This window comes from Aggregicoccus sp. 17bor-14, assembly GCF_009659535.1.
Lineage (GTDB): Bacteria > Myxococcota > Myxococcia > Myxococcales > Myxococcaceae > Aggregicoccus.
This window is the reverse complement of record NZ_VJZZ01000003.1, coordinates 36,177-58,230: the sequence shown is the minus strand read 5'-3', so window position 1 is coordinate 58,230 and position 22,054 is coordinate 36,177. Positions and strand designations below refer to the sequence as shown.

Annotated in this window: 12 protein-coding genes; 5 read left to right on the top strand and 7 right to left on the bottom strand. The window is 74.0% G+C overall.

The features are described from left to right. Positions 1 to 134 precede the first annotated feature (134 nt). Positions 135 to 4,886 carry a polyketide synthase gene (locus FGE12_RS06710; RefSeq protein WP_153865567.1) on the top strand — a complete coding sequence of 1,584 codons (4,752 nt, stop codon included), beginning with the start codon at positions 135 to 137 and terminating at the stop codon, positions 4,884 to 4,886. Then, positions 4,883 to 7,030 (top strand): aminotransferase class III-fold pyridoxal phosphate-dependent enzyme, encoded by a 2,148-nt coding sequence (locus FGE12_RS30875; RefSeq protein ID WP_370458901.1) that lies wholly within the window; start codon positions 4,883 to 4,885, stop codon positions 7,028 to 7,030. Before FGE12_RS06710 ends, FGE12_RS30875 begins: the two co-directional genes overlap by 4 nt. A 147-nt stretch (positions 7,031 to 7,177) precedes the next feature. Here FGE12_RS30875 and FGE12_RS06700 read toward each other — a convergent pair whose 3' ends face one another. Further along, entirely contained in the window at positions 7,178 to 13,537 is a 6,360-nt protein-coding gene (locus FGE12_RS06700) for a non-ribosomal peptide synthetase (RefSeq protein ID WP_194797660.1), read from the bottom strand. A 172-nt stretch (positions 13,538 to 13,709) separates the two neighbouring features. Between FGE12_RS06700 and FGE12_RS06695 the strand changes: the two genes are divergently transcribed. Genes FGE12_RS06695 through FGE12_RS06685 form a run of 3 tightly spaced genes read left to right on the top strand, consistent with a single transcriptional unit; the run spans position 13,710 to position 16,242 of the window. Then, positions 13,710 to 14,570, top strand: coding sequence for a cupin-like domain-containing protein (locus FGE12_RS06695; protein WP_194797659.1), 861 nt, complete (start codon positions 13,710 to 13,712; stop codon positions 14,568 to 14,570). 8 nt (positions 14,571 to 14,578) lie between these two features. Further along, the gene (locus FGE12_RS06690; protein ID WP_153865564.1) at positions 14,579 to 15,370 is read left to right on the top strand and encodes an alpha/beta fold hydrolase; all 792 of its coding nucleotides are present in this window, start codon (positions 14,579 to 14,581) and stop codon (positions 15,368 to 15,370) included. Then, a complete protein-coding gene (locus FGE12_RS06685; RefSeq protein WP_153865563.1) occupies positions 15,367 to 16,242 on the top strand; it encodes a hypothetical protein in 876 nt (291 codons plus the stop codon). Before FGE12_RS06690 ends, FGE12_RS06685 begins: the two co-directional genes overlap by 4 nt. On the opposite strand, the gene FGE12_RS06680 is transcribed toward FGE12_RS06685, so the two are convergent. The 6 genes from FGE12_RS06680 to FGE12_RS06655 form a co-directional block, all read right to left on the bottom strand. Further along, a complete protein-coding gene (locus tag FGE12_RS06680) occupies positions 16,239 to 17,150 on the bottom strand; it encodes an alpha/beta hydrolase (protein ID WP_228530639.1) in 912 nt (303 codons plus the stop codon). The two genes, FGE12_RS06685 and FGE12_RS06680, sit on opposite strands and share 4 nt — an antisense overlap. A 52-nt stretch (positions 17,151 to 17,202) precedes the next feature. Next, on the bottom strand, positions 17,203 to 18,039 hold the full coding sequence (locus FGE12_RS06675) for a hypothetical protein (protein WP_153865562.1): 837 nt from the start codon (positions 18,037 to 18,039) through the stop codon (positions 17,203 to 17,205). Further along, positions 18,036 to 18,278, bottom strand: a complete 243-nt coding sequence (locus FGE12_RS06670; RefSeq protein ID WP_153865561.1) for a hypothetical protein — start codon at positions 18,276 to 18,278, stop codon at positions 18,036 to 18,038. The genes FGE12_RS06675 and FGE12_RS06670 overlap by 4 nt, the downstream gene beginning before the upstream one ends. 101 nt (positions 18,279 to 18,379) lie before the next feature. Next, positions 18,380 to 19,375 carry a hypothetical protein gene (locus FGE12_RS06665; protein ID WP_153865560.1) on the bottom strand — a complete coding sequence of 332 codons (996 nt, stop codon included), beginning with the start codon at positions 19,373 to 19,375 and terminating at the stop codon, positions 18,380 to 18,382. Between the two features lie 15 nt (positions 19,376 to 19,390). Next, positions 19,391 to 20,197 carry a hypothetical protein gene (locus FGE12_RS06660; RefSeq protein ID WP_153865559.1) on the bottom strand — a complete coding sequence of 269 codons (807 nt, stop codon included), beginning with the start codon at positions 20,195 to 20,197 and terminating at the stop codon, positions 19,391 to 19,393. Between the two features lie 308 nt (positions 20,198 to 20,505). Continuing rightward, positions 20,506 to 22,002: a putative Ig domain-containing protein gene (locus tag FGE12_RS06655; protein ID WP_228530638.1), complete on the bottom strand. Its 1,497-nt coding sequence runs from the start codon at positions 22,000 to 22,002 to the stop codon at positions 20,506 to 20,508. Positions 22,003 to 22,054 lie beyond the last annotated feature (52 nt).

Sequence of the window (22,054 nt, the reverse complement as noted above, 5' to 3'; positions counted from 1 at the left end):
TTTCCGGGGGCATCGACTCGGCGGCAGGCGACAGGGTAGGATGTTTGCGCCTCTTCGTAAGTATCCAGCCCGGCAGGACGGGGCGGGGGCCTCTGGAAACGTCGAAGGAGCAGTTCGTGAGGGGGGAGACCGACATGAGCGCATCCGAGCGCACTGGCACCGCCGTCCTGACGGAGGCGCAGCGACGCCTCGTCTACGCGCTGAACCCGGCGCCGGTGGACCACCAGAACGAGGCCACCGTGCACGCGCTCTTCGCCCAACAGGCGGCGCGGCGCCCGGGCGCAGTGGCCGTGGTCGACGCGCGGGGGGCGCTCACCTACGGGGAGCTGGAGGCGCGCTCGAACCAGCTCGCGCACCTGCTCGCGGCGCGCGGGGTGGCGGTGGGCGACTGCGTGGCGCTGTGCCTCGAGCGCTCGGTGGAGACGGTGGTCGCCGTGCTGGGCATCCTCAAGGCGGGCGCGGCCTACCTGCCGCTGGAGCCGAGCTATCCGCGCGAGCGCCTCGGCTTCATGGTCCAGGACGCGGGCGCGAAGGTGCTGCTCACCCAGGAGAGCCTCGCGCCGCTGATGCCTGCGGTGTCCACGTGTCTCCTGCTCGAGGCGCTGCCCGCGGCGCTCGCGCGCGAGAGCAGCGCCGCGCCGGACTGCAGGGGCCACCGGGCCTCGCAGCGCGCGTACGTGATGTACACCTCGGGCTCCACCGGGCAGCCCAAGGGCGTGCAGGTTCCCCACCGCGCCATCAACCGGCTCGTGTGCGCGGTGGACTACGTGGACCTGGGCGAGGCGCAGGTGCTCCTGCACGCGGCGCCGCTCGCCTTCGACGCCTCCACCTTCGAGCTGTGGGGCGCGCTGCTCAACGGCGGGCGCGTGGTGTGCCACCCCGAGCGCGTGCCCACGGCCGCGGGGCTGCGCGAGTGCATCGCGCGCCACGGCGTCACCACCGCCTGGCTCACCGCCGCGCTCTTCAACGCGCTGGTGGACGAGGATGCCTCGTGCCTGAGGGGGCTCTCCCAGCTGCTCACCGGCGGCGAGGCGCTCAGCGTCACGCACGTGCGGCGCGCGCAGGCGGCCCTGCCGGGAACGCAGCTCATCAACGGCTACGGCCCCACCGAGTGCACCACCTTCGCCGCCACCTACCGCATCCCGCGCGAGCTCCCGCCCACGCAGCGCGCGGTGCCCATCGGCCGGCCCATCCGCGACACGCGCCTCTACATCCTGGACGCCGAGCGCATGCCGGTGGCCCTGGGCGAGGAGGGGGAGCTGTACATCGCGGGGGCGGGGCTCGCGCTGGGCTACCTCGGCCGCCCCGAGCTGGACGCCGAGCGCTTCGTGCCAGACCCCTTCAGCCCCGAGCCTGGCGAGCGCATGTACCGCACGGGCGACGTGGTGCGCTACCTGCCGGACGGCAACGTGGACTTCGTGGGCCGCGCGGACCGGCAGGTGAAGGTGCGCGGCTTCCGCATCGAGCTCGGGGAGATCGAGGCCGCGCTGCTCGCCCAGCCCGGCCTGCGCTCCGGCGCGGTGGTGGCGCGCGAGGACGTGCCGGGCCACAAGCGGCTCGTGGCCTACCTCGTCGCCAAGGACGCAGCGGCCCGACCCGCGCTCCCCACCCTGCGCGAGGCGCTGCTCGCCCGGCTGCCCGAGTACATGGTGCCCAGCGCCTTCGTGTGGCTGCAGGCCCTGCCGCTCACGGACAACGGCAAGCTGGACCTGCGCGCGCTGCCCGCGCCCGAGCAGAAGCGCCCCGAGCTCGCCCAGGCCTACGTGCAGCCGCGCAGCCGCCTCGAGCAGCTCGTGGCCCGCGGCTTCGCGGAGCTGTTGCAGTTGGACCGCGTGGGCGCGCTGGACAACTTCTTCGAGCTGGGCGGCACCAGCCTCCTCGCGGTGCGCGCGGCGGCGCGGCTTGCCCAGGACGCCGGGGCACCCGTACCCGCGGTGCAGCTGTTCCAGTGCCCGACGCCCGCGCAGCTCGCCGCGTGGCTCGAGGGCCAGGCCGCGGGCGCGAGCATCGCAGCGGACGCGTCCCGGCGCGCTGGGATTGCCGGCGGCGGGCGGCTCGCGGACGTGGCGCTGGTGGGCATGGCGGGGCGCTTCCCCGGCGCGCCGGACGTGGATGCGCTCTGGAAGAACCTGTGCGCGGGCGTGGACGCCACGAGCCTCTTCACGCCCGGGGAGCTGGACCCGCTCGTCCCCGTGTCCCTGCGCGAGGACCCCGCCTACGTGCGCGCCCGCGGCGTGCTGGAGGGCGTGGAGCTCTTCGACGCGGCCTTCTTCGGCATCGGCCCCAAGGAGGCCGAGCTGATGGACCCGCAGCAGCGCCTCTTCCTCGAGGCCTGCTGGCAGGGGCTCGAGCGCGCCGGCTACTCGCCGGACACCGCGGGGCTCGTGGGCGTGTTCGGCGGCGTCTACAACAACTCGTACCACCAGACGCACGTCTCCACGCGGCCGGACCTGGTCGAGCGCGTGGGCGCCTTCCAGGTGATGGTGTCCAACGAGAAGGACTACGTGGCCACCCGCGTGGCGCACCGGCTCAACCTGCGCGGCCCCGCGCTCAGCATCCACACCGCCTGCTCCACCTCGCTCGTGGCCGTGTGCGAGGCGGTGAAGAGCCTGCAGCTGGGCGAGTGCGACGTGGCGCTCGCCGGCGGCGCCTCGCTCACCGTGCCGGTGAAGAGCGGCTACCTGTACCAGGAGGGCGGGATGCTCTCGGCGGACGGGCGCTGCAAGCCCTTCAGCGAGGGCTCCACCGGCACCACCTTCAGCGACGGCGTCGGCGTGGTGGTGCTCAAGCGGCTGCAGGACGCGCTCGCCGACGGCGACCACGTGCACGCGGTCATCCGCGGCGCGGCGGTGAACAACGACGGCGGCAACAAGGCCTCCTTCACCGCGCCCAGCGCGAGCGGCCAGGCCGCAGTCGTGGCGCTCGCCCAGGCGCGCGCCGGGGTGAGTCCGCGCGACATCGGCTACGTGGAGGCGCACGGCACTGCGACCCCGCTCGGAGACCCCATCGAGGTGCAGGGCCTCACCCAGGCCTTCCGCGAGGGCGGCGCGAAGGAGCTGGGCTACTGCGCGCTGGGCTCGGTGAAGAGCAACTTCGGCCACCTGGTCATCGCCGCGGGCGTCACCGGGCTCATCAAGGCGGCGCTCTCGCTCGAGCACGAGTGCATCCCGCCCACGCTGCACTTCGAGAGGCCCAACCCGAAGTGCGAGCTGGAGAAGAGCCCCTTCTTCGTGGCCTCGTCGCTGCGGCCCTGGCCGCGCACGGGGGCGCGGGCGCGCTTCGCCGGGGTGAGCTCCTTCGGCGTGGGCGGCACCAACGCGCACGTGGTGCTGCAGGAGCCGCCCGCGCGCGAGCCGGGCAGCGAGAGCCGCCCCCGCCAGGTGCTGCTGCTCTCCGCGCGCACCCGCACGGCGCTGGACGCGGCGAGCGCAAACCTGGCCACCTTCCTGCGCGCGCACCCGGAGGTGCCGCTCGCGGACGTGGCCTTCACGCTGCAGACGGGGCGCACGGGCTTCGCGCACCGGCGCGCCGTGGTGTGTGCGAGCGGCGAGGACGCGGCGCGCGCGCTGGAGAGCAAGGACCCGGTGCGCGTGTCCAGCCGCGAGCTCCAGGCGGGAGAGCCGCGCGTGGCCTTCCTCTTTCCGGGCCAGGGCTCGCAGTACGTGGACATGGGCAAGGCGCTGTACGCGCGAGAGCCCGTGTTCCGCGACGCGGTGGACCGCTGCGCGGAGCTGCTGCTGCCCCACCTGGGCAAGGACCTGCGCACCCTCATGTACCCGCCGGCCGGGGACGCGGAAGCGGCGGCGCGCGCGCTGCGCGAGACCTCCATCACCCAGCCCGCGCTCTTCGTCACCAGCTACGCGCTCGCGCAGCTGTGGTTGAGCCTGGGCGTTCAGCCCGGCGCCATGGTGGGCCACAGCGTGGGCGAGTTCGTCGCCGCGTGCCTCGCCGGCGTGTTCTCGCTCGAGGACGCGCTGAAGCTGGTGGCGCTGCGCGGACGCCTCATGGAGGCCCAGCCGCGCGGCAGCATGCTCTCGGTGCGCCTGCCGGCCGCGCAGCTGGAGCAGCGGCTCTCCGCCTGGCCCACGCTGTGCGTCGCCTCGGACAACGGGCCCTCGCTGTGCGTGGTGGCCGGCCCCACGCCGGACGTGGAGCGGCTGCAGCGGGAGCTGGAGGCGGAGGGTGCCGTGTGCCGGGCGCTGCAGACCTCGCACGCCTTCCACTCCGCGATGATGGAGCCCGCGGTGCAGCCCTTCCTCCAGGTGGTGCAGTCGGTGGCGCTCTGCGCGCCCCGGCTGCCCATCGTGTCCACCGCCACGGGCGCGTGGCTCACGGCGGAGCAGGCCACGGACCCCACCTACTGGGCGCGCCACCTGCGCGTGCCGGTGCGCTTCTCGGGCGCGGTGCGCACGCTGCTCGAGCAGCCGGAGTGGGTGCTGCTCGAGGTGGGCCCGCGCAACACGCTCTCCACGCTCGCGCGCCAACAGGTCAAGGACCGCGTGCGCCAGGTGGCCGTGGCCTCGCTCGGGGAGACCGCGACCGAGGAGGCCGAGTACGCCTCGCTCCTGGGGGCCCTCGGCCAGCTGTGGCTCGCCGGCGCGCGCCTCGACTGGAAGGCCTTCTACGCGCGCGAGCGCCGCTACCGCGTCGCCCTGCCCACCTATCCCTTCGAGCGCCAGCGCTTCTGGGTGGAGCCGCGCGCCGCGGTGGCAGCCGCGCCCGCTCCTTCGCTCGAAGCGTCCGCTCCGGCAGCGCCCGCCCTCGCCGCCGCGCTCGCGCGGGCGCCGGCCCCGGCGCTGCAACTGGTGAACGATCAGCTCCAACTCATGCAGCAGCAGCTGCAACTGCTCCAGAACCGCAAGACCTCTCAGGGGGGGAACACGTGAGCCGTCAGCAACGAATCGCCAACGATGTGCGCCAGACGCTCGAGGAGATGTCCGGACTCGAGCTGGAGGGCGCGGACCCGTCCACCACCTTCCTCGAGCTGGGGCTCGACAGCCTCGTGCTCACGCAGGTGGCCATCGAGCTCAAGCGCCGCTTCGGCGTGAACCTGGCCTTCCGCCAGCTCACCGAGGAGTACGCGAGCCTGCAGCAGCTCGCGGCCCACCTGGACGCGGTGCTGCCCGAGGACAAGGCCGCGCCCGCCCCGGCCGCCGCCGCCCTGCAGGCCGCCGCCCAGGTCACCGCGCCCGCACCCGTCGCCGCGCCCGCGCCGCTCGCCGCCCTGCCCATGTTCAGCGTGGGACCGGTGGCCGGTGGGGACGAGCTGCAGCAGGTGATCAACGCCCAGCTGCGCCTCATGCAGCAGCAGCTGATGCTCCTGTCCGGCGTGGCTCCGCAGCAGGTCGCCGCGGCGCCGGCCGTCACGGCTCCGGCGGCCCAGGCCCCGCAGGCCCCCGCGCCCCAGGCTGCGGCCCCGCAGGCGGCCCCGGCCAAGGCGGAGGCCGAGGAGCCCGCGGCCCCGCAGAAGTACGACGTGAAGAAGGCCTTCGGCGCCATCGCCCGCATCCACACCCAGCGCGGCACCGAGTCGCTCACGCCCAAGCAGCGCGCGCGCCTGGACGCCGTCACGCGCCGCTACACGCAGAAGACGCGTGGCTCCAAGGCCTACACCACCCAGCACCGCGGCCACATGGCCGACCCGCGCGTGGTGACGGGCTTCCGCCCGCCGATGAAGGAGCTGGTCTACCCCATCGTCATCGAGCGCTCGAAGGGCGCGCGGCTGTGGGACGTGGACGGCAACGAGTACGTGGACGCGCTCAACGGCTTCGGCTCGAACTTCTTCGGCTACTCGCCGGACTTCGTGCAGGAGGCGCTCAAGAAGCAGATCGACGCGGGCTTCGAGGTGGGGCCGCAGCACCCGCTCGCCGGCGAGGTGAGCAAGCTCATCTGCGAGTTCACCGGCCACGACCGCGTGGGCCTGTGCAACACGGGCTCCGAGGCGGTGATGGGCTGCATGCGCATCGCGCGCACGGTCACCGGCCGGCGCACCATCGCCATCTTCACCGGCAGCTACCACGGCATCTTCGACGAGGTCATCGTCCGCGCCACGAAGAGCCGCGCGATGCCGGCGGCTCCCGGCATCATGCCCTCGACGTCCGAGAACGTGCTGGTGCTCGACTACGGCACCGAGCGCTCGCTGGAGATCCTCAAGGAGCGCGCGCACGAGCTGGCCGCCATCCTCGTGGAGCCGGTGCAGAGCCGCCGCCCCGACTTCCAGCCGAAGGAGTTCCTGCAGGAGCTGCGCAAGCTCACCCAGGAGTGCGGCGCGGCGCTCATCTTCGACGAGGTCATCACCGGCTTCCGCACCGGGCCGGGCGGCGCCCAGGCGCACTTCGGCATCAAGGCGGACCTGGCCTCCTACGGCAAGGTGGTGGGCGGCGGGCTCTCCATCGGCGTCATCGCGGGCAAGCGCGAGTGGATGGACGCGCTGGACGGCGGCCACTGGCAGTTCGGCGACGACTCGGTGCCCACGGTGGGCGTGACCTACTTCGCGGGCACCTTCGTGCGCCACCCGCTGGCGCTCGCCTCCGCGAAGGCGGCGCTCGAGTACATGAAGCAGCACGGGCCCGCGCTGCAGCAGCGGCTCAACGGGATGACGGACGGGCTCGCCGGCACGCTCAACGCCTTCTTCGACGAGGTGGGCGCGCCGCTGCACATCAAGCACTTCTCGAGCCTGTGGAAGGTGTTCTGGAAGGAGGAGCAGGCCTGGGGTGACCTGCTCTTCGTGATGCTGCGCGACCGCGGCCTGCACATCCTGGACGGCTTCCCCTGCTTCCTCACGGTGGCGTACACGCAGGCGGAGGTGGACTTCATCGTCCGCTGCTTCAAGGAGGCCGTGGCCGAGATGCAGGAGGCGGGCTTCTTCCCGCCGTCCAAGGTGCCCGCAGGGGCCACGGTGGCGCCGGTGCTGGACCCCAGCCGTCCGCCCGTGCCGGGCGCGCGCCTGGGCCGCGACCCGAGCGGCAACCCCGCCTGGTACGTGCCCAGCCCCAGCGAGCCGGGCAAGTACGTGAAGCACGAGGGGTAGGTGAAGTGAGCTTGCCGCGCGAAGCCTCGTGAAGGTCCCCTCTCCCGCTGGGAGAGGGAAAGAGTGAGGGAAGCGCGCCTCGACCCGTGAAAAACGAAAAGGGCCGCCCCGAGTGGGGCGGCCCTTCTTTGCTTCAGGAGGGACGGGCTACTTCTTCAGCATCCCCTTCAGCTTGCCGAAGAGGCCGCCCGACGAGGCCGCCGGGGCCGCGGGAGCGGGCGCCGCAGCAGCCACCGGAGCCGCCGCAGCCGCCGCCTGCTGCTGCACGGGGCCCAGCTGCGCGGCCACCTGCTCCAGCGTGTCGAGGAGGAAGAGGCGCGGGTTGAGCCGCTTCCCGGTGCGCTCCGCGACCTTTCCAATCAGCTGGAAGCAGAGCAGCGAGTATCCGCCGAGGGCGAAGAAGTTGTCGTGCACGCCCACCTCCTGCGTACCGAGCAGCTCCGTCCACAGCCCCGCGAGCAGCCGCTCCGCGTCGGTGCGCGGCGCGACGTACTCGTGCGCCTGCTGCTTGTAGGGCGAGGCGAGGCGCGTGCGGTCCACGCTGCCGTCGTCGCGCGCGGGCAGGGCCTCGAGCTCCACCACCGCCTGGGGCACGAGGGCCTCCGGCACGAGCCGGCGCAGGTGGCGGCGCAGCTCGGTGGCCGTGACGGACTCGCCGGGGCGGGGCACCACGTAGCCCACCCAGCGCAGCTCGCCGAGTCGATCCGGGTGTGCGGCCGCGGCCGCGTCCGCGACGGCGGGGTGGCCGCGCATCGCGCCCTCGAGCTGGGCGGGGTGCGCGCGCAGGCCGCCCACCAGGGCCGCTGCCTCCGGGCGCTCCAGCAGCTCGAAGACCCCGTCGGCGCGCAGGCGCGCGCGCTCGCCGCTTGCCCAGGCCTCGGCGCCGGGGGCGGTGAGCCGCAATGCGCCGGGGACGCCGGTGGGGCTGAGGCTCCCGGTGGTCTCGAGGACCTCGGCGTGCCAGCCGGGCAGGGGACGGCCGAGGGCGTGCGGCACGTCCTCGCGCGAGAGGTCGCGCGCGAAGGCGAGGCCACCGGCTGCGGGCCACCCATGGAGGCTCCAGGCTCCCGCAGGGGCCCGGGTGCGCAGCGCCGGGGCGAGCTCCGCGCTCGCGGGGCCGAGGCAGCCCCCGCGAAGGCCCGGAGCGCCCTTCCAGCCCGCGGCAACCAGCGTCTGCAGGGTGGCGGGCGGGGCGGCGAGCCAGTGCGCGCCGGGAGTGCCCAGCGCGCCGAGCAGCGCCTCCGGCTCACCCGAAGCCGGAACCTCGAGGGCCGCACCCCGCGTGAGCGGCAGCAGCAGCTCGAGCGCCGCGGACTCGTGCGCGGGCGAGAGCGCGTGCACCGCGCTTGCCCCCGCCTCGAGGCCGGTGAGCGGCGACACGGCCTCGAGCAGGTGGCTCAGCGTGAGGTGGCTCACGCGCGAGGGGACCAGCGCCCCCGTTCCTTCGGCGCTCCAGCTCTCCAGGGCCGCGGCCTGCGCGGACACCTCGGGCAGGGCGCCGGCGCAGTGGCTCTCGATGAGCGCCGCGTCCTCGTCCACGAGCAGCGCGGCGGGCTGCGCGGGGGCGAGCGCGTCCTTCAGGGCGCGCGTGGTGAGGAGCAAACCGGGGGCCGCGGCCTCCAGCTGCCGCTGCAGCCAGGGGCGCGGGTGGCGCGGGTCGAGCAACACGGCGCTCGCACCGGCCTCGAGCGTGGCGAGCAGCGCCGCGGGCAGCGCCGCCGGCTCGAGCAGCAGGGCCACCTTCGAGAGCGGTGCCGCACCCGCCCGTGCGAGCAGGGCGCGCGCGAGCCGCGAGGCCTGCTGCGCCAGCTGGGCGTAGGACGTGACCTGGCCACCCACGCGCAGCGCCGAGGCGTCCGGCGTCGCGGCCGCCTGGGCCTGGAAGCGCCGATGGAGCAGCGCCGGGCCCTGCAGGGCGTGGGGCGTGTGCCCCGCGCGCTGCAGTGCGGCGCTCTCGGCCTCGGGCAGCAGGCGCAGGCGCGCGAGCGACTGGGTGGGGTCTCGCACCACCTCCGAGAGCAGCGTGCGCAGTTGCTGCAGGAAGCGCTGGGCGGTGGCCTGGTCGAAGAGCTCGGTGCTGTAGTTGAGCATGGCGAGCAGCCCGTCGCGGCCCTCCATCATCCACAGCATCATGTCGTCGGCGGCCGCGGGCGGCAGCACGTGCACCTGCGAGATGCTCACCTCGCCCAGGCCCTTGGGGCGGTTCTTCGCGTCCTGCAGCGAGAAGAAGGCGCGCACGATGGGCGGGCGGCCCCCGAGGCGCTCCAGCGGCAGGTCCTGGTTCCCGAAGGCGTCCAGCGTGGTGTCGCGCACGCTCTTCACCAGCTCCAGGAAGCTCATCTCCGGGCGCACGCGGGTGCGCAGGACGACGGCGTTGACGAAGGGGCCGATGAGCCCCTCGAGCTCGGGCTGCGAGCGGGCGCGCACGGGCGTGCCCACGAGCAGGTCCGTCTGCCCCGTGTAGCGGTGCAAGAGCGCGTTGAAGGCGCTGAACACCACCATGTAGAGCGTGCCGCCGGCCCTCTGCGCGAGCTGCGTCAGCGCGTCCAGCTCGACCTTGGTGAGCTTCACGCCCTCGTTCGCGCCCGCGTGCGTCGGGGCGCGCGAGCGGGGGCGGTCGGTGGGCAGGTCCAGCGCCGGGGGCGAGCCGCCCAGCTGCGTGCGCCACCACTCGCGCTGGCGGGCGATCTCCTGTCCCTCGAGCCAGCCGCGGTGCCACTCGGTGAAGTCCGCGTAGGTGACGGGCAGGGGCTGCAGCGGGGAGGGCTTCCCGGCGGCGTACGCGGTGTAGAGGGCGGCGAGCTCGTTGAGGAAGATGTCGAAGCTCCACCCGTCCCAGATGGTGTTGTGGCGCAGGGTGTAGAGCACGTGCTCGTCTTCGGCGAGCCGGTACAGGGTCGCGCGGAACAGGGGCAGCGCCGAGAGGTCGAAGAGCTCGCGGGTAGCCTCCGCCATGCGCGCATCCAGCACGCGCTCGCGCTCCTCGCCCGGCAACGCCGAGAGGTCCTCCTGCGCGAGCTTCAGCGTGTAGGCCGGGTGCACGAGCTGCACGCGCTGGCCGCCCACGATGCTGAACGTCGTGCGCAGGGTGTCGTGGCGCTGGACGAGCTCGTTGAGGCAGCGCTCGAGCAGCCCTGCGTCCAGCGCGCCCTTGAGGCGCCAGGCGGCGGGCAGGTTGTGGATGAGGCGCTGGCTCGGGTCCATCTCCTCGAGCAGCCACAGGCGCTCCTGGATGCCGGAGACGGGCGCGGGGCCGGTGCCCTGGCGCTTGGGCACACCGGTGACGGCGGGCGGGGCGCTCTCGCGAGAGGTGCTCTGCTGGTCCACCAGCTCGGCGAAGCGGGCGATGGTGGGCGCCTCGAACATCTTGCGGAAGGACAGCTGGATGCCGTGGTCGCGGCGCAGGCGCGCGAGCACCTGCGAGGCGAGCAGCGAGTGGCCGCCGAGCGCGAAGAAGTCGTCGTGCACGCTCAGGCGCCCCACGTTGAGCGCCTCCTTCCAGAGCCCTGCGAGCAGGGTCTCGGTGGGGGTGCGCGGGGCGACGAAGTCCGCTCCCGTGCCACCCTCGGGCGCCTGCGGGGCGGGCAGCGCGCGCCGGTCGATCTTCCCGCTCGGGGTGAGCGGCATCTTCGGCAGGCGCACCCAGGTGCCCGGGACCATGTAGTCGGGCAGGGTGCGCTTGAGGTGCGCGCGCAGCTCGGCGTCCGGAACGCCCTCGGCGCCCTCCTGGGCCACGGTGTAGCCCACGAGGCGGCGGTCTCCCGGGCGGTCCTCGCGCACGATGACGGCGGCCTGGCGCACGCGCGGGTGCTGGGTGAGTGCGTCCTCGATCTCACCCAGCTCGATGCGGAAGCCGCGCAGCTTCACCTGGTGGTCGTTGCGCCCGAGGCACTCGAGGTTGCCGTCCGGGAGCACCCGCACCACGTCGCCCGTGCGGTACAGGCGCGCCCCGGGCCGGCCGCTGAAGCGGTCCGGCACGAAGCGCTCCTTCGTGAGCTCGGGGCGGTTCAGGTAGCCGTGGGTGACGCCGGCGCCGCCGATGTACAGCTCGCCCTGCACGCCCACCGGCACGGGCTCACCTGCCGCGTCCAGCACGTACAGGTCCGTGTTGGCCACGGGGCGCCCGATGAGGATGCGGCCCACCGGGGCCTTCACCTCGTAGAAGGTGCTCCAGACGGTGGTCTCGGTCGGGCCGTAGCCGTTCCACACCGCGTCCGTGCGCTGCACCAGCTCCTGCGCGAGGTCGCGCGGCATCGCCTCGCCCGTGCAGATGACGCGCAGGCCCGGCGTGCCCTGCCAGCCCGCCCCGAGCAGCAGGCGGTAGGTGGCGGGGGTCGCGTCCAGGAAGGTGACGCGGTGGGTGCGCAGCGCCTCGAGCAGGCGGGCGCCATCGCTCGCGAGCTCGCGGCTCGCCACCACGATGCGCGCGCCCACGGTGAGCGGCAGCAGGACCTCGGAGACGGCGATGTCGAAGGAGAGGGTGGTGACGGCGAGCACCACGTCCTCTGCCGAGAGGCCCGGGGTGCGCTGCACGCTGCGCAGCAGGTTCACCACCGCGCGGTGCGGCACCAGCACGCCCTTGGGCTTGCCCGTGGAGCCCGAGGTGTAGATGACGTAGGCCACGTCTTCCGGCCCCGCGCTCGCCTCGGCGTCGTGCGGCAGGGAGGACGCGTCCTGGCCCGCGAAGGTCTCGGGCGCATCGAGCAGGAGCACGCGCGCGGCCGGCAGCTTCAGCTCCTCGTGCAGGCGCGCCTGCGTGAGCAGCACCTGCATCTGCGAGTCGGCCACCATGTACGCGAGCCGGTCCACGGGGTAGCCCGGGTCCAGGGGCACGTAGGCGCCGCCCGCCTTGAGGATGGCCACCACGCCCAGCACCATGTCCAGGGAGCGCTCGGCGCACAGGCCCACGAGGCTGCCGCGGCCCACGCCCGAGGCGCGCAGCGTGCGCGCGAGCTGGTTCGAGCGCGCGTCCAGCTCGGCGTAGGTGAGGCGCGCGCCCTCGAACTCCACCGCGACGGACTGCGGCGTGCGCCCCGCCTGCGCCTCGATGAGCGCGTGCACGCACGCTGCGTCCTCGAGGAAGGTGGGGGCCTGGGCCTCGGCGTTCCAGCGCGCGAGCTGCGCGCGGTCCTCCTCGGGCAGCACCGGCAGCCGGCCCACGGGCGTCGCGGGCTCCTGCGCCACGTGGCGCAAGAGCAGCCCGTACGCCTCGAGCCAGCGGCGCAGGGTGCGCTCCTCCAGCAGGTCCGTGTTGTACTGGCACTCCAGCGTGAGCCGGCCGTCCAGCTCCACCGCGTTCACGAAGAGGTCGAAGGTCTCGTAGTGGCGCGGGTTGGTGAGCAGCTGGGCCTGGAGGCCCTCGAAGCCGAGCGCGTCAGGGCTGAGCCCCTTGTCCAGGTTGAAGCACACGGAGACCAGCGGCAGGCGGCTCGGGTCTCGCTGCAGGGGCAGGCTCTGCAGGAGGCTGCCGAAGGTGAGCGCCTGGTGCTCCTGCGCATCCAGCATCGCGGTGCGCACCTGGCCGAGCAGCTCGCTGAAGGGCAGGGCGCCCGAGGGACGCGCGCGGATGGGCAGGGTGTTCACGCAGTGGCCCACCAGCGCGTCGTGGCCGCCCTGGGCCTGGCCGGCGCTGGGGATGCCCACCACCACGTCCTCCTGGCCGCTGAGGCGGTGCAGGAGCGTGGCGAAGCCGGCGAGCAGCGTGGAGAAGAGGCTGGTGCGGTGCTTCGCGCCGGTGCGCTTGAGCGCGGTGACGAGCTCCGCATCGAAGCCCACGTCCACGCGGCGGCTCGCGTAGGTCTTGGTGGGCGGGCGCGCGCGGTCGAAGGGCAGCTCGAGCACCGGCAGCTCGCCGGAGAACTGCTTCACCCAGTAGGCCTCGTCGGCGGCGCGCTGGGGCCCGCGCACGAGCGCCTCCTGCTCGCGCGCGTAGGCGGTGAAGGACTCGGCCGGCGCGAGCTGCGGCACGCTGCTGCGGCGGTGGGCGCTGTAGAGCTGCCCCAGGTCCTTCACCACCACGGCGGTGGACCAGCCGTCACACACGATGTGGTGCGCGGTGAGGGTGAGGCGGTGCAGCTCGGGCTGCAGGCGCACCAGCTGCGCGCGGAAGAGCGGGCCCTGCGCGAGGTCGAAGGGGCGCTCCACCTCGCCGGCGAGCAGCTCGGCCCACGCCTCGGCCTGCGCCTCGTGCGTGCGCGCGCTCCAGTCGTGCAGCGGCAGCTCCACGGGGCCGGGCGCGCCCACCATCAGGCTCAGGCCATCGCCACTGAACGTCGCGCGCAGCGCCTCGTGGCGCGCGAGCAGATCGCTGAGCGCCTGGCGCAGCGCCTCCAGGTCCAGCGCGCCCGCGAGCTCCAGCGTCACCGACTCGTTGAAGGCGAGCGAGGCGTCCTCACCGAGGCGCGTCGCCGTCCACAGCTCGCGCTGAGGCTCGGTGGAGGGCGCGGTCGCGAGGATCGCGGGCCCGGCAAATGGATCGAAGGCCTCGGGCAGCTCTGGTGTCTTCACGTCTTCCCCCCCCGGTTGACGGCGCAGCGGTGAATCCGACAAGGTACGACCTGTCATTACCGGAAAATTCTGGGGGGAAGCAATGGCCGCTCGGGCGCAGAATTCCGCTGTAGCAGTAAGTTCGCCCTGGGAGGGCGCGCAGCTCCACTTCGACGCGGCGTCTTTCGACCCGATGAAGATCATGTCGGTGCGCCACAACCTGGCGGACCACCCGCTCTTGCAGCTGCCGCCGCTCATCGAGCTGGCGAAGCGGCTCTCGGCGACGAACTCGGTGCGCTTCCACAACGACCAGGCCAGCGCCGCGACGAGCTTCGTGAACGCGCCGGACACCCACAAGGTGGAGGGCCGGCCCGAGGACATCCTCGCGTCCATCGAGTCGTCGCGCGCGTGGATGGCGTTGCACAACGTGCAGAAGGATCCCGTCTACCGTGCACTGGTGGACGAGGTGCTGGACGCGGTGCGCCCGGTGGTGGAGGCGAAGGACCCGGGGATGAGCTTCCGCGCGGGGTGGATCTTCGTGGCCTCGCCGGGCGCGGTGACGCCCTACCACATGGACCACGAGCACAACTTCATCCTGCAGATCCGCGGCACGAAGCTGCTGCACGTGTGGGATCCGCTCGACCGCAGCGTGGTCACGGAGCGCTCGCTGGAGCTGTTCCACGGCCAGGGCTCGCGCGAGCTCGTGACCTACCAGGACGCCTTCGCGCCGCGCGCGCGCGTGTTCGAGCTGGAGCCGGGGCTGGGCGGCTACATGCCCACCACCGCGCCGCACTGGGTGAAGAACGGCCCCGGCGTCTCCATCACCGCGAGCTTCACCTACTACAGCGCGAGCACGCGGCGCCGGAAGCGGCTGCACGAGGCGAACCACCGCCTGCGCTCGCTGGGCCTCGACCCGCGCCCCGTGCAGGCGGACGGTCGCGCGCGTGAGCAGCTCAAGGCCGCTGCCTACGGCGCCTACGTCGGCGCGAAGGACCTGGCCAAGCGCGTGCTCGGCCGCCCGCGCGAGGACCGCCTCGCGCCCTACGCGAGCTAGGAACGTCCATGACTCCCTCGTTCTTCGGCCGCAGCGACCGTCAGCTGCTCGGCATCCACCACCCGCCGCGCGGCCGCCAGGCCTGGGACTTCGCCGCGCTGCTGCTCTACCCCGCGCCCCAGGAGTACACGCGCGCGCACTGGGCCTTCCGCCGCCTCGCCGCGCAGCTCGCGCGCGAGGGCGTGGCCTGCCTGCGCTTCGACTACTCGGGCACCGGCGACAGCGCCGGCGAGGTGCGAGACGCCACCTTCGAGCGCTGGCTCGAGGACGTGGCCACTGCGAGCGAGGAGCTCGCGGACCTCGCCGGCGTCTCGCGCGTGTCGCTGGTGGGCTTCCGCCTGGGCGCGGCGCTCGCGGTGGAGGCCGCGCGAAGGGGCAGGGGCCCGCGCGTGAAGGAGCTCGTGCTCTGGGAGCCGGTGGCCCGCGGCAAGCGCCACCTCGAGGAGCTGCGCGCGCTGGACGCGCTGCAGGCCGGCGCGAGCCGCACGCCGCCGCGGCGCACCCCCGGGATGGAGGAGCTGCTGGGCCTGGAGCTCAGCCCGGGCCTGCGCGCCTCGCTCGAGGCGGTGGACCTGCTCGCCTCGCCGCCTCCGGCCGTGGAGCGCGCGGTGCTCGCGGTGTCGGAGGTGGACGACGAGGTGCGCGCGCTCGAGCGCCACCTGGCGAGCGGAGGCGGCGCGGTGGAGCTGCGCGAGGTGCGCGAGGAGTCGGGCACGGGCGCGGCCCAGGTGGAGAGCGCGATGCTGTCGGGCAGGATTCTCCAGGAGATCGTCACCTCGCTCACCCGGAGGGCGGCATGAGGGAGCGCGTCTACGCCTTCGGGCCCGAGGACTCGCTGGTGGGCGTGGTGACCGAGCCCGCGCCCGGCACCGAGCGTGCCGGCGCCCCGGGCGTCATCCTCACCAACATCGGGCTGAACCACCGCGTGGGGCCCTACCGCCTCAACGTGGAGCTCGCGCGCGCGCTCGCCGCCGACGGCTATACGGTCCTGCGCTTCGACCTCTCCGGCCGCGGCGACAGCGAAGCGCGCAAGGACAGCCGCACCGACGCCGAGCGCGCCGTGCTGGACATGCGCGAGGCGATGGACCTCCTGCAGAAGAAGCGGCGGCTCGAGCGCTTCGCGCTGGTGGGGCTGTGCTCCGGCGTGGACAGCGTGCACGCGGTGAGCGTGCAGGACCCGCGCGTGGTGGGCGTCACGTGGCTGGACGGCTACGGCTACCGCACGCGCGGCTACCAGCTGCGCTGGTACACGCTGCGCTTCCTCGACCGCGGCGCCTGGCGCCACTTCCTGCACGAGCGGCTGCGGCGCCTGGGCCACGGCGGCCCGGCGCCGCGCGAGGTGCAGGAGCAGCAGGCGGTGTTCTCGCGCGAGTATCCGCAGCCCGCGGCGCTCGCGCGCGACGTGCAGGCGCTGGTCGCGCGCGGCGTGCGCCTGCTCTTCCTCTACACGGGCGGCGCGCGCACGGAGTACATCTACCGCGACCAGTTCTTCGACATGCTGGGGCTGCACGCCCTGCGCGGCCAGCTCGAGGTGGAGCTGTGGCGGGAGGCGGATCACCTCTTCTCCTCGCATGCGATGCGCGTGCAGCTCCTCGCGCGGCTGCGCACCTGGATGGCGGGCTTTGCGGCCCCGGCCTCCGCCGCGGCGCCTGCGCGGCGCGCCGAGGGCTAAGGCCTCGCAGGCGCGGCGCTGCCCGCGGCGCTGCCGCCCAGCGCCGCGTCGAAGAAGGCGATGAGCCGGCGCGCGTACTCGGCCGGCGCGGCCTGCGCGTACTCGCCGTGCCCCGCGCCCTCCACCCACCAGGTCTGGGCGGACGGGGGCGCCGCAGCGAACACCCGCCGCATCATGGGGAGGTCCGTCTCGCGCGTGCCGGCGACGAGCCACACGGGCCTCGGCCCGAGCCGCGCAATCGCCTCCACCGGACGCACCGCGCCGAGCCTCACCCCGCGGCGCCGGTAGGGCAGCAGCGCGGGCTCCTCGGTGAGGGGGCCGCCGCTGCGGAAGTCGGAGCGGATGGCCTCCTCCAGCGTGGAGTAGGGGCACAGGAGCGCCACCGCCGCCACGCGCGGGTCCGCAGCCGCGACCTCCGCGAGCGCCGAGGCCCCGATGCTGAAGCCCAGCGCCCCCACGCGCCGCGCGTCCACGTCCGGCTGCGCGAGCACCCAGTCCAGCGCGGCCCGCACGTCGCCGCGCTCGCGGTCGCCGTAGGTCTGGAAGTCCCCGCCGCTCTCGCCGTGCGCGCGCAGGTCGAAGAGCAGCACCCCGTCGCCGCGCGCGGCGAGCAGCCGGGCCTCGGGGAGCAGCGTGGTGCGGTCCTGCCCCAGCCCGTGCACCAGCACCACCGCGGCGCCCGTGCGCGAGCGCAGGTACCAGCCGCGCAGCTCGACGCCGTCCTCCGCGGAGCGCAGCCGCAGGTCCTCGAGGCCGGCCAGGTCCTGCGGGCGCACCACGGGGGGCCGGGGCAGGTGGAAGAGGCGCTCGCTGAGCACGTAGGCGCGGGCACCGCGCGCGAGCGCGGCGAGCAGCACCAGCAGCAGCAGGGCAGCGAGGGCGAGGACGGGCATCCGGGGCCGGGACATGGCAGGTGGCCTCCACCCTGCCACAGCGGCGCGCCGCGCGGCAGGGCCCCCCTCAGCGCCGCAGCGCGGGCATCGGCAGGGACTGCTCGGACTCCGCGAGCACGGAGGCCTGCAGCAGCCCCGCGCTCAGCTGCGCGAGGCAGGCGAACACGCGCAGGGCGGCCTCCAGCGGGCGCTGCGCCGCGGACTCGAGCGCGAGCGCGCTGCTCACCGGGCCGGCCGCGTCGTAGAAGAGCCAACCGAGGCTGCTGAGGCTCAGCAGCGCCCAGGGCCAGGCGAGGCTGCCGCCGCGCAGCGCGAAGGCGGTGAGCAGGATGGGCGCCACCAGCGCGAGCGTGATGACGTCACCGAGGTCCGAGATGGTGGAGGAGAGCGAGCCCCAGTCCCCGCCGAACAGCGCCTGCGCGTCCTGCGAGAGGGTGCTGCCCACGATCGCGAGCGCCAGCGCGAGCGAGGCCACCGCGGCGCCCCAGCGCACCTCCGCCGGCACCCGCAGGTCCAGCCCCGCCACGCGCCAGGCGCGCGCGATGCGCAGGTTGCCCAGCACGCTGGCCACGTTCGCCACGATGATGAAGAGGCCGCTCGTCGCCGCGGCGGCAGGCGAGAGCACGTGCTCGCTCGCGTGGCCCGCGGAGCGGAAGAGCAGGGTGTTGAGCACGAGCGTGCCGTAGCACATGCCCTGCAGCAGCCAGGCGCGGCGCATGTAGTCGCCCGCGTCGAAGGCGAGCGCGGCCACCAGGCTTCCCAGCGCCGCGGCGCCCACGCCCAGGATGCCGACGATGAAGTAGAGGCTGTCCTCCGCGAGGCTGCCGTGCATCCGGTGCAGGGTCATGAACGCCCCGGCCGCCGCCACGAAGGGCACCGCCGCCGTCACCCACGCGCCCCTCATCGGGAGAGGTCCTTCGCGAGCTGCGAGAGGAGGATCTCCGCCTTGGTGGTGCCCAGCAGCACCGAGAGCAGCGGCTGCAGGCTGGGCAGGACCCCCACCAGCTGCGCCGGCGTGAGCGCCTCGGGGCGCGCGCCCGCGCTGCGGCGGCAGAAGGTGTCCACGGTATTGGCGGCCGCCTGAGGCCCGAGATACTGGGCGAGGCGGGTGGTGAGCAAGTCGACGGCAGGATGCGAAGGCATGAGCGGCCCGCACCCTACTGGGGCCCTTGTGACCCTCCAACCGGTCTGCAGCCGGTGGCCGCCCGCCTGGCTGCTCGCTGCGATCAGCCCTGCGCGGGTGGTCAGAAGTGGTACGCGAGCCCCGCGTTGAGGTCCACGTTGAGGCCGTCCCCCAGGCCGTCCTCGGAGAGCCCGAGCAGCGCCTGCGCGAGGTTGGTGCCCGCCTCCAGCTGCAGGCCGAAGGACCGACCCATCCGGTACTCCAGCCCGCCGAACCCGACGACGGTGGGCAGGGTGCCCGTCTCGCTGAACACCCCGTACTGGCCGAAGGCCAGCTGCAACCCCAGCCCCAGGCCCCAGTAGGGCTGCAGCGCCCGCTCCACCCGGTGGTAGTGGCGCACGCCGAGCACGCTGGGCAGCACCTTGAGCCGCCCGGCGTCGTCCCCGCCCGAGCGCAGGAGGCTCACCCCCACCTGCACGAAGCCCTGCCACGCGGGGGCGAAGCGGTAGCCGAGCTCCAGCTCGCCGCCGGGGTTGAGCGCGCGCAGCTGCGAGATGAAGCTGTTGTTGAGACGCAGTCCCACGGCGAGCTCGCCCCCGTAGGGCAGGGGCGCGCCGGGCGCCGTCTGCAGCGCATGCACCAGCGCCGCCGCGACGTCGGAGGCCGCCCCCGCGAGCCCGCCTGCGTCCGAGGCCTCGGCACGCGGACGGGCGAGCGGCCTCGCCTCCACGCTGTCCAGCAGGCTGGTGGTGAGCAGGTAGCGCCCGCCCTGCAGGTCCAGGCGCCCGGCGAGCACGTAGCGCGCGCCCGAGGCGTGGGCGAGCGCGTCCGCGCAGGTGCCGGTGGCGCAGGGGCTCTCGCCCAGCAGCTCGCGCTCGCGGGCCATGCCGGCCACCGCCTTCACGTCCGCGGGGGTGAGCACGCGCAGGCCCGGCGCCTCCGCGAGCTCGCTCGCGAGCAGTGCCGTCACGGTGCGCGCCGCGTCCTCGGCGCCCGGGCCCGCCTCCAGCTGCAGCACGGCGAGCGGCACGGTGGAGGCAGGGGTCGCAGGGGCCGGCTCGGCGGCGCGCGCGGCCGGCGCGGCGAGCAGCAGGAGGCAGGCGAGGAGAGAGCGCATGGGGGCGCGCGCAGTCTAGGGCATGCGAGCGAAGGCGGGGCGCGCGGGCAGGGGCTGCTCGGACGCGGCGAGCACCGAGGCCTGTAGGAGCCCTGCGCACAGCTGCGCGAGGCAGGCGAAGGTGCGCAGCGACTCCTCGAGGGGCCGCGCCGCCGCCTCCGCCGCAGGGCCCAGCACGAGTGCGCCCAGGCTGCCGCCCGCGGCGCTGTACAGGAGCCAGCCCACGCTGCTGAGCGCGAGCAGCGCCCAGGGCCAGCCGAGGCTGCCGCCGCGCAGCGCGTACGCGGTGAGCAGGATGGGAGCCACCAGCGCGAGCGAGACGATGTCCCCGAGGCTGGAGGCGAGGTACACGAGCGCGCGCCAGTCCCCGCCCAGCAGCGTCTGCACGTCGTGCCACGCCCCCTCGCCCACGAGCCAGAGCGCCAGCGCGAGCGAGAGCAACATCGCGACCCAGCGCACCGCCGCCGACACGCCGAGGTCCAGCCCGGCCGCGCGCCACGCCCGCGCGATGAGCACGGTGCCCACCACGCTGCACACGTTGGCCACGAAGGTGAGGGTGGCGCTGGTCACCGCGCCCAGGGCCGAGATGTCGCGCTCGGCCGAGCGCGAGGTGATGCCGAAGGCCAGCGTGTCCACCACGAGCAGGACGTAGCACAGGCCGATGAGCGCCCAGGCCCGGCGCATGTAGTCGCCCGGATCGTAGGCCAGCGCCGCCACCAGCCCGCCCAGGGCCGCGGCGCCCAGCGCGAGCACGCTGACGATGAAGTACATGCTGTCCTCGGCGAGCGCGCCCCGCATCGCGTAGAGCGTGGCGAAGGTCACCCCCGAGAGAACCACTGGCGTCGCTGCGCTGAGACCACCCTTCATCTGCGCTACACCCCCCACGCGAGCGGCGCACTGCCGCGGCGCGAGCCCCGCACGCTAGCGGAAGGGGAGGCCTGCGCGGAATGGGTCCACCCCGAACCGGGGAGGGTCACCAAGCGACGGACGGCTGCTCGCCGGGGTGGACCGTGCGCCACCCGCAGGCGGAAGGCGCCATGACGTTAGGCGGCTGCCGGGGACGCCCGGACGTGATGGAGCCCACTGCCCCCGGTCGCGCCAACGTGGGGCGCGACCGGGAGGCTACGGCTTCACGTGCAGATCTCGGAGCAGGTCTCCTGGCACGGAGGCTTGCGGTCGTAGTCGCACTCGGTGTGGCACTCCGTGTGGCAGCACCGACCCTCCCGGCACGCGTCGCCGGTGGTACAGGCGTGCCCGCAGCTGCCACAGTTCGCCTGGCTCGAGTTGAGGTTCGTCTCGCAGCCGTTGGCCTCGCCTCCGCTGGTCGACGTGACATCGCAGTTCCCGTAGCCCGGCGTACAGGTGAGGCTGCAGCGAGGCTGGCCGTTGCTCAGGTCACAGCCCACGCCGGTCTGGTTCGGACCCTGGTCGCAGATGAGGCAGGACGCGCCGCACGTCACCGCGCCGGCGTTGCACGCCGTGCCGCAGCTGCCCGCGGGCTGCTCGCAGGTGGGATGCGCGTTGGGGACCGAGGTGGTGCACGCGACGGCGCAGCCCGTGGTGTCGTTGAAGCCGCGCTCGGCGTCCGGTCCGCAGTGGTTGACGTCCACCTTGGCCTCGCAGCCGTCCGCCGTGTCGCCGTTGCAGTTGGCGAAGCCGGCGGCGCAATGGAGGTTGCAGCTGCCGCCTGCGCAGAGCTCCACCGCCGCCAGGGGAGCCACGGTGTTCGGAAGCTCACCGCTGCGCGGGCAGCGTTTGCCGCACGAGCCGCAGTTGTCGGGATCCGCCGTGACGCCGATGCAGCGCGTGGTGCTCACCTGGGGGCAGAAGTCGTAGCCGGCGTTGCACTTGAAGTTGCAGCTGCCGCCGGTGCACACGGCCTGGCTCTGACCGGGCGCGAGCGGCCGGCAGTCCGTGCCGCAGCCGCCACAGTTGGCGACGTCGGTCTGGGTGTCGGTGCAGGAGGCCGCGTCCTTCACACCGCAGCAGGTGGGCGCCTTGCTGTCCGCACAGGCCCCATTGAAGCCGCACTTGCAGCGGCCGTCCTTGCACTGGTTGGCGTCCGTGCTGCAGGAGCCGCAGCTGCTGCCGTTCGCACCGCACTGCTCGACGCGGGTCGACCCCTGTCCCCCCGAGCACGCACCGAACTGACCGTTCGTGCAGCGCTGCTGGCCCAGCATGCACGCGGTGTTGTCGGTGTACGCGCAGGCCGTGGTGGTGCCGTCCGCGCAGGTGTCCACGGCCAGCGTGTAGGTGCGGCGTGCGCTGCGCTGCTTCGCATCCGTCACCTGCAAGGTGAAGGACTGCGCCGGCTGCACCACCGCCGGAGGCGTACCTCCCAGCTCGCCCGTGGACGCATCGACCCGCAGCCACGCCAGCGCGGGGGCCACGTCCGCCAGGGCGTAGCGCAGCGGCCGCTCGCCGCCGGACACGAAGGTGGGCTGCCGATAGGCCGCCCCGACCACGGCGTCCGCCACCGTGGCGGTCTCCAGGGTGGGCGCCGCGGAGGCAGTCGGGGTGCCGTCCGTCTCCGACCCTGCATCAGGGTCCCCTCCGTCGGAGGTCCCCCCACAGGCCGCCAGGGCAAATATGGAAAAACAGGAAAGCAGTACCAGGTGCTTTTTCATGAAAGACTCGATTCTCCTCGGCGCGTGTGGTACCTAACACACACATTCGCTG

What these genes read in the sequence shown, in the direction of transcription:
- FGE12_RS06710 (WP_153865567.1), top strand. Translation starts at nt 135, where the DNA reads ATGAGCGCATCCGAGCGCACTGGCACCGCCGTCCTGACGGAGGCGCAG.
- FGE12_RS06695 (WP_194797659.1), top strand. Translation starts at nt 13,710, where the DNA reads ATGAAGATCATGTCGGTGCGCCACAACCTGGCGGACCACCCGCTCTTG.
- FGE12_RS06690 (WP_153865564.1), top strand. Translation starts at nt 14,579, where the DNA reads ATGACTCCCTCGTTCTTCGGCCGCAGCGACCGTCAGCTGCTCGGCATC.
- FGE12_RS06685 (WP_153865563.1), top strand. Translation starts at nt 15,367, where the DNA reads ATGAGGGAGCGCGTCTACGCCTTCGGGCCCGAGGACTCGCTGGTGGGC.
- FGE12_RS06680 (WP_228530639.1), bottom strand. Translation starts at nt 17,150, where the DNA reads ATGTCCCGGCCCCGGATGCCCGTCCTCGCCCTCGCTGCCCTGCTGCTG.
- FGE12_RS06675 (WP_153865562.1), bottom strand. Translation starts at nt 18,039, where the DNA reads ATGAGGGGCGCGTGGGTGACGGCGGCGGTGCCCTTCGTGGCGGCGGCC.
- FGE12_RS06670 (WP_153865561.1), bottom strand. Translation starts at nt 18,278, where the DNA reads ATGCCTTCGCATCCTGCCGTCGACTTGCTCACCACCCGCCTCGCCCAG.
- FGE12_RS06665 (WP_153865560.1), bottom strand. Translation starts at nt 19,375, where the DNA reads ATGCGCTCTCTCCTCGCCTGCCTCCTGCTGCTCGCCGCGCCGGCCGCG.
- FGE12_RS06655 (WP_228530638.1), bottom strand. Translation starts at nt 22,002, where the DNA reads ATGAAAAAGCACCTGGTACTGCTTTCCTGTTTTTCCATATTTGCCCTG.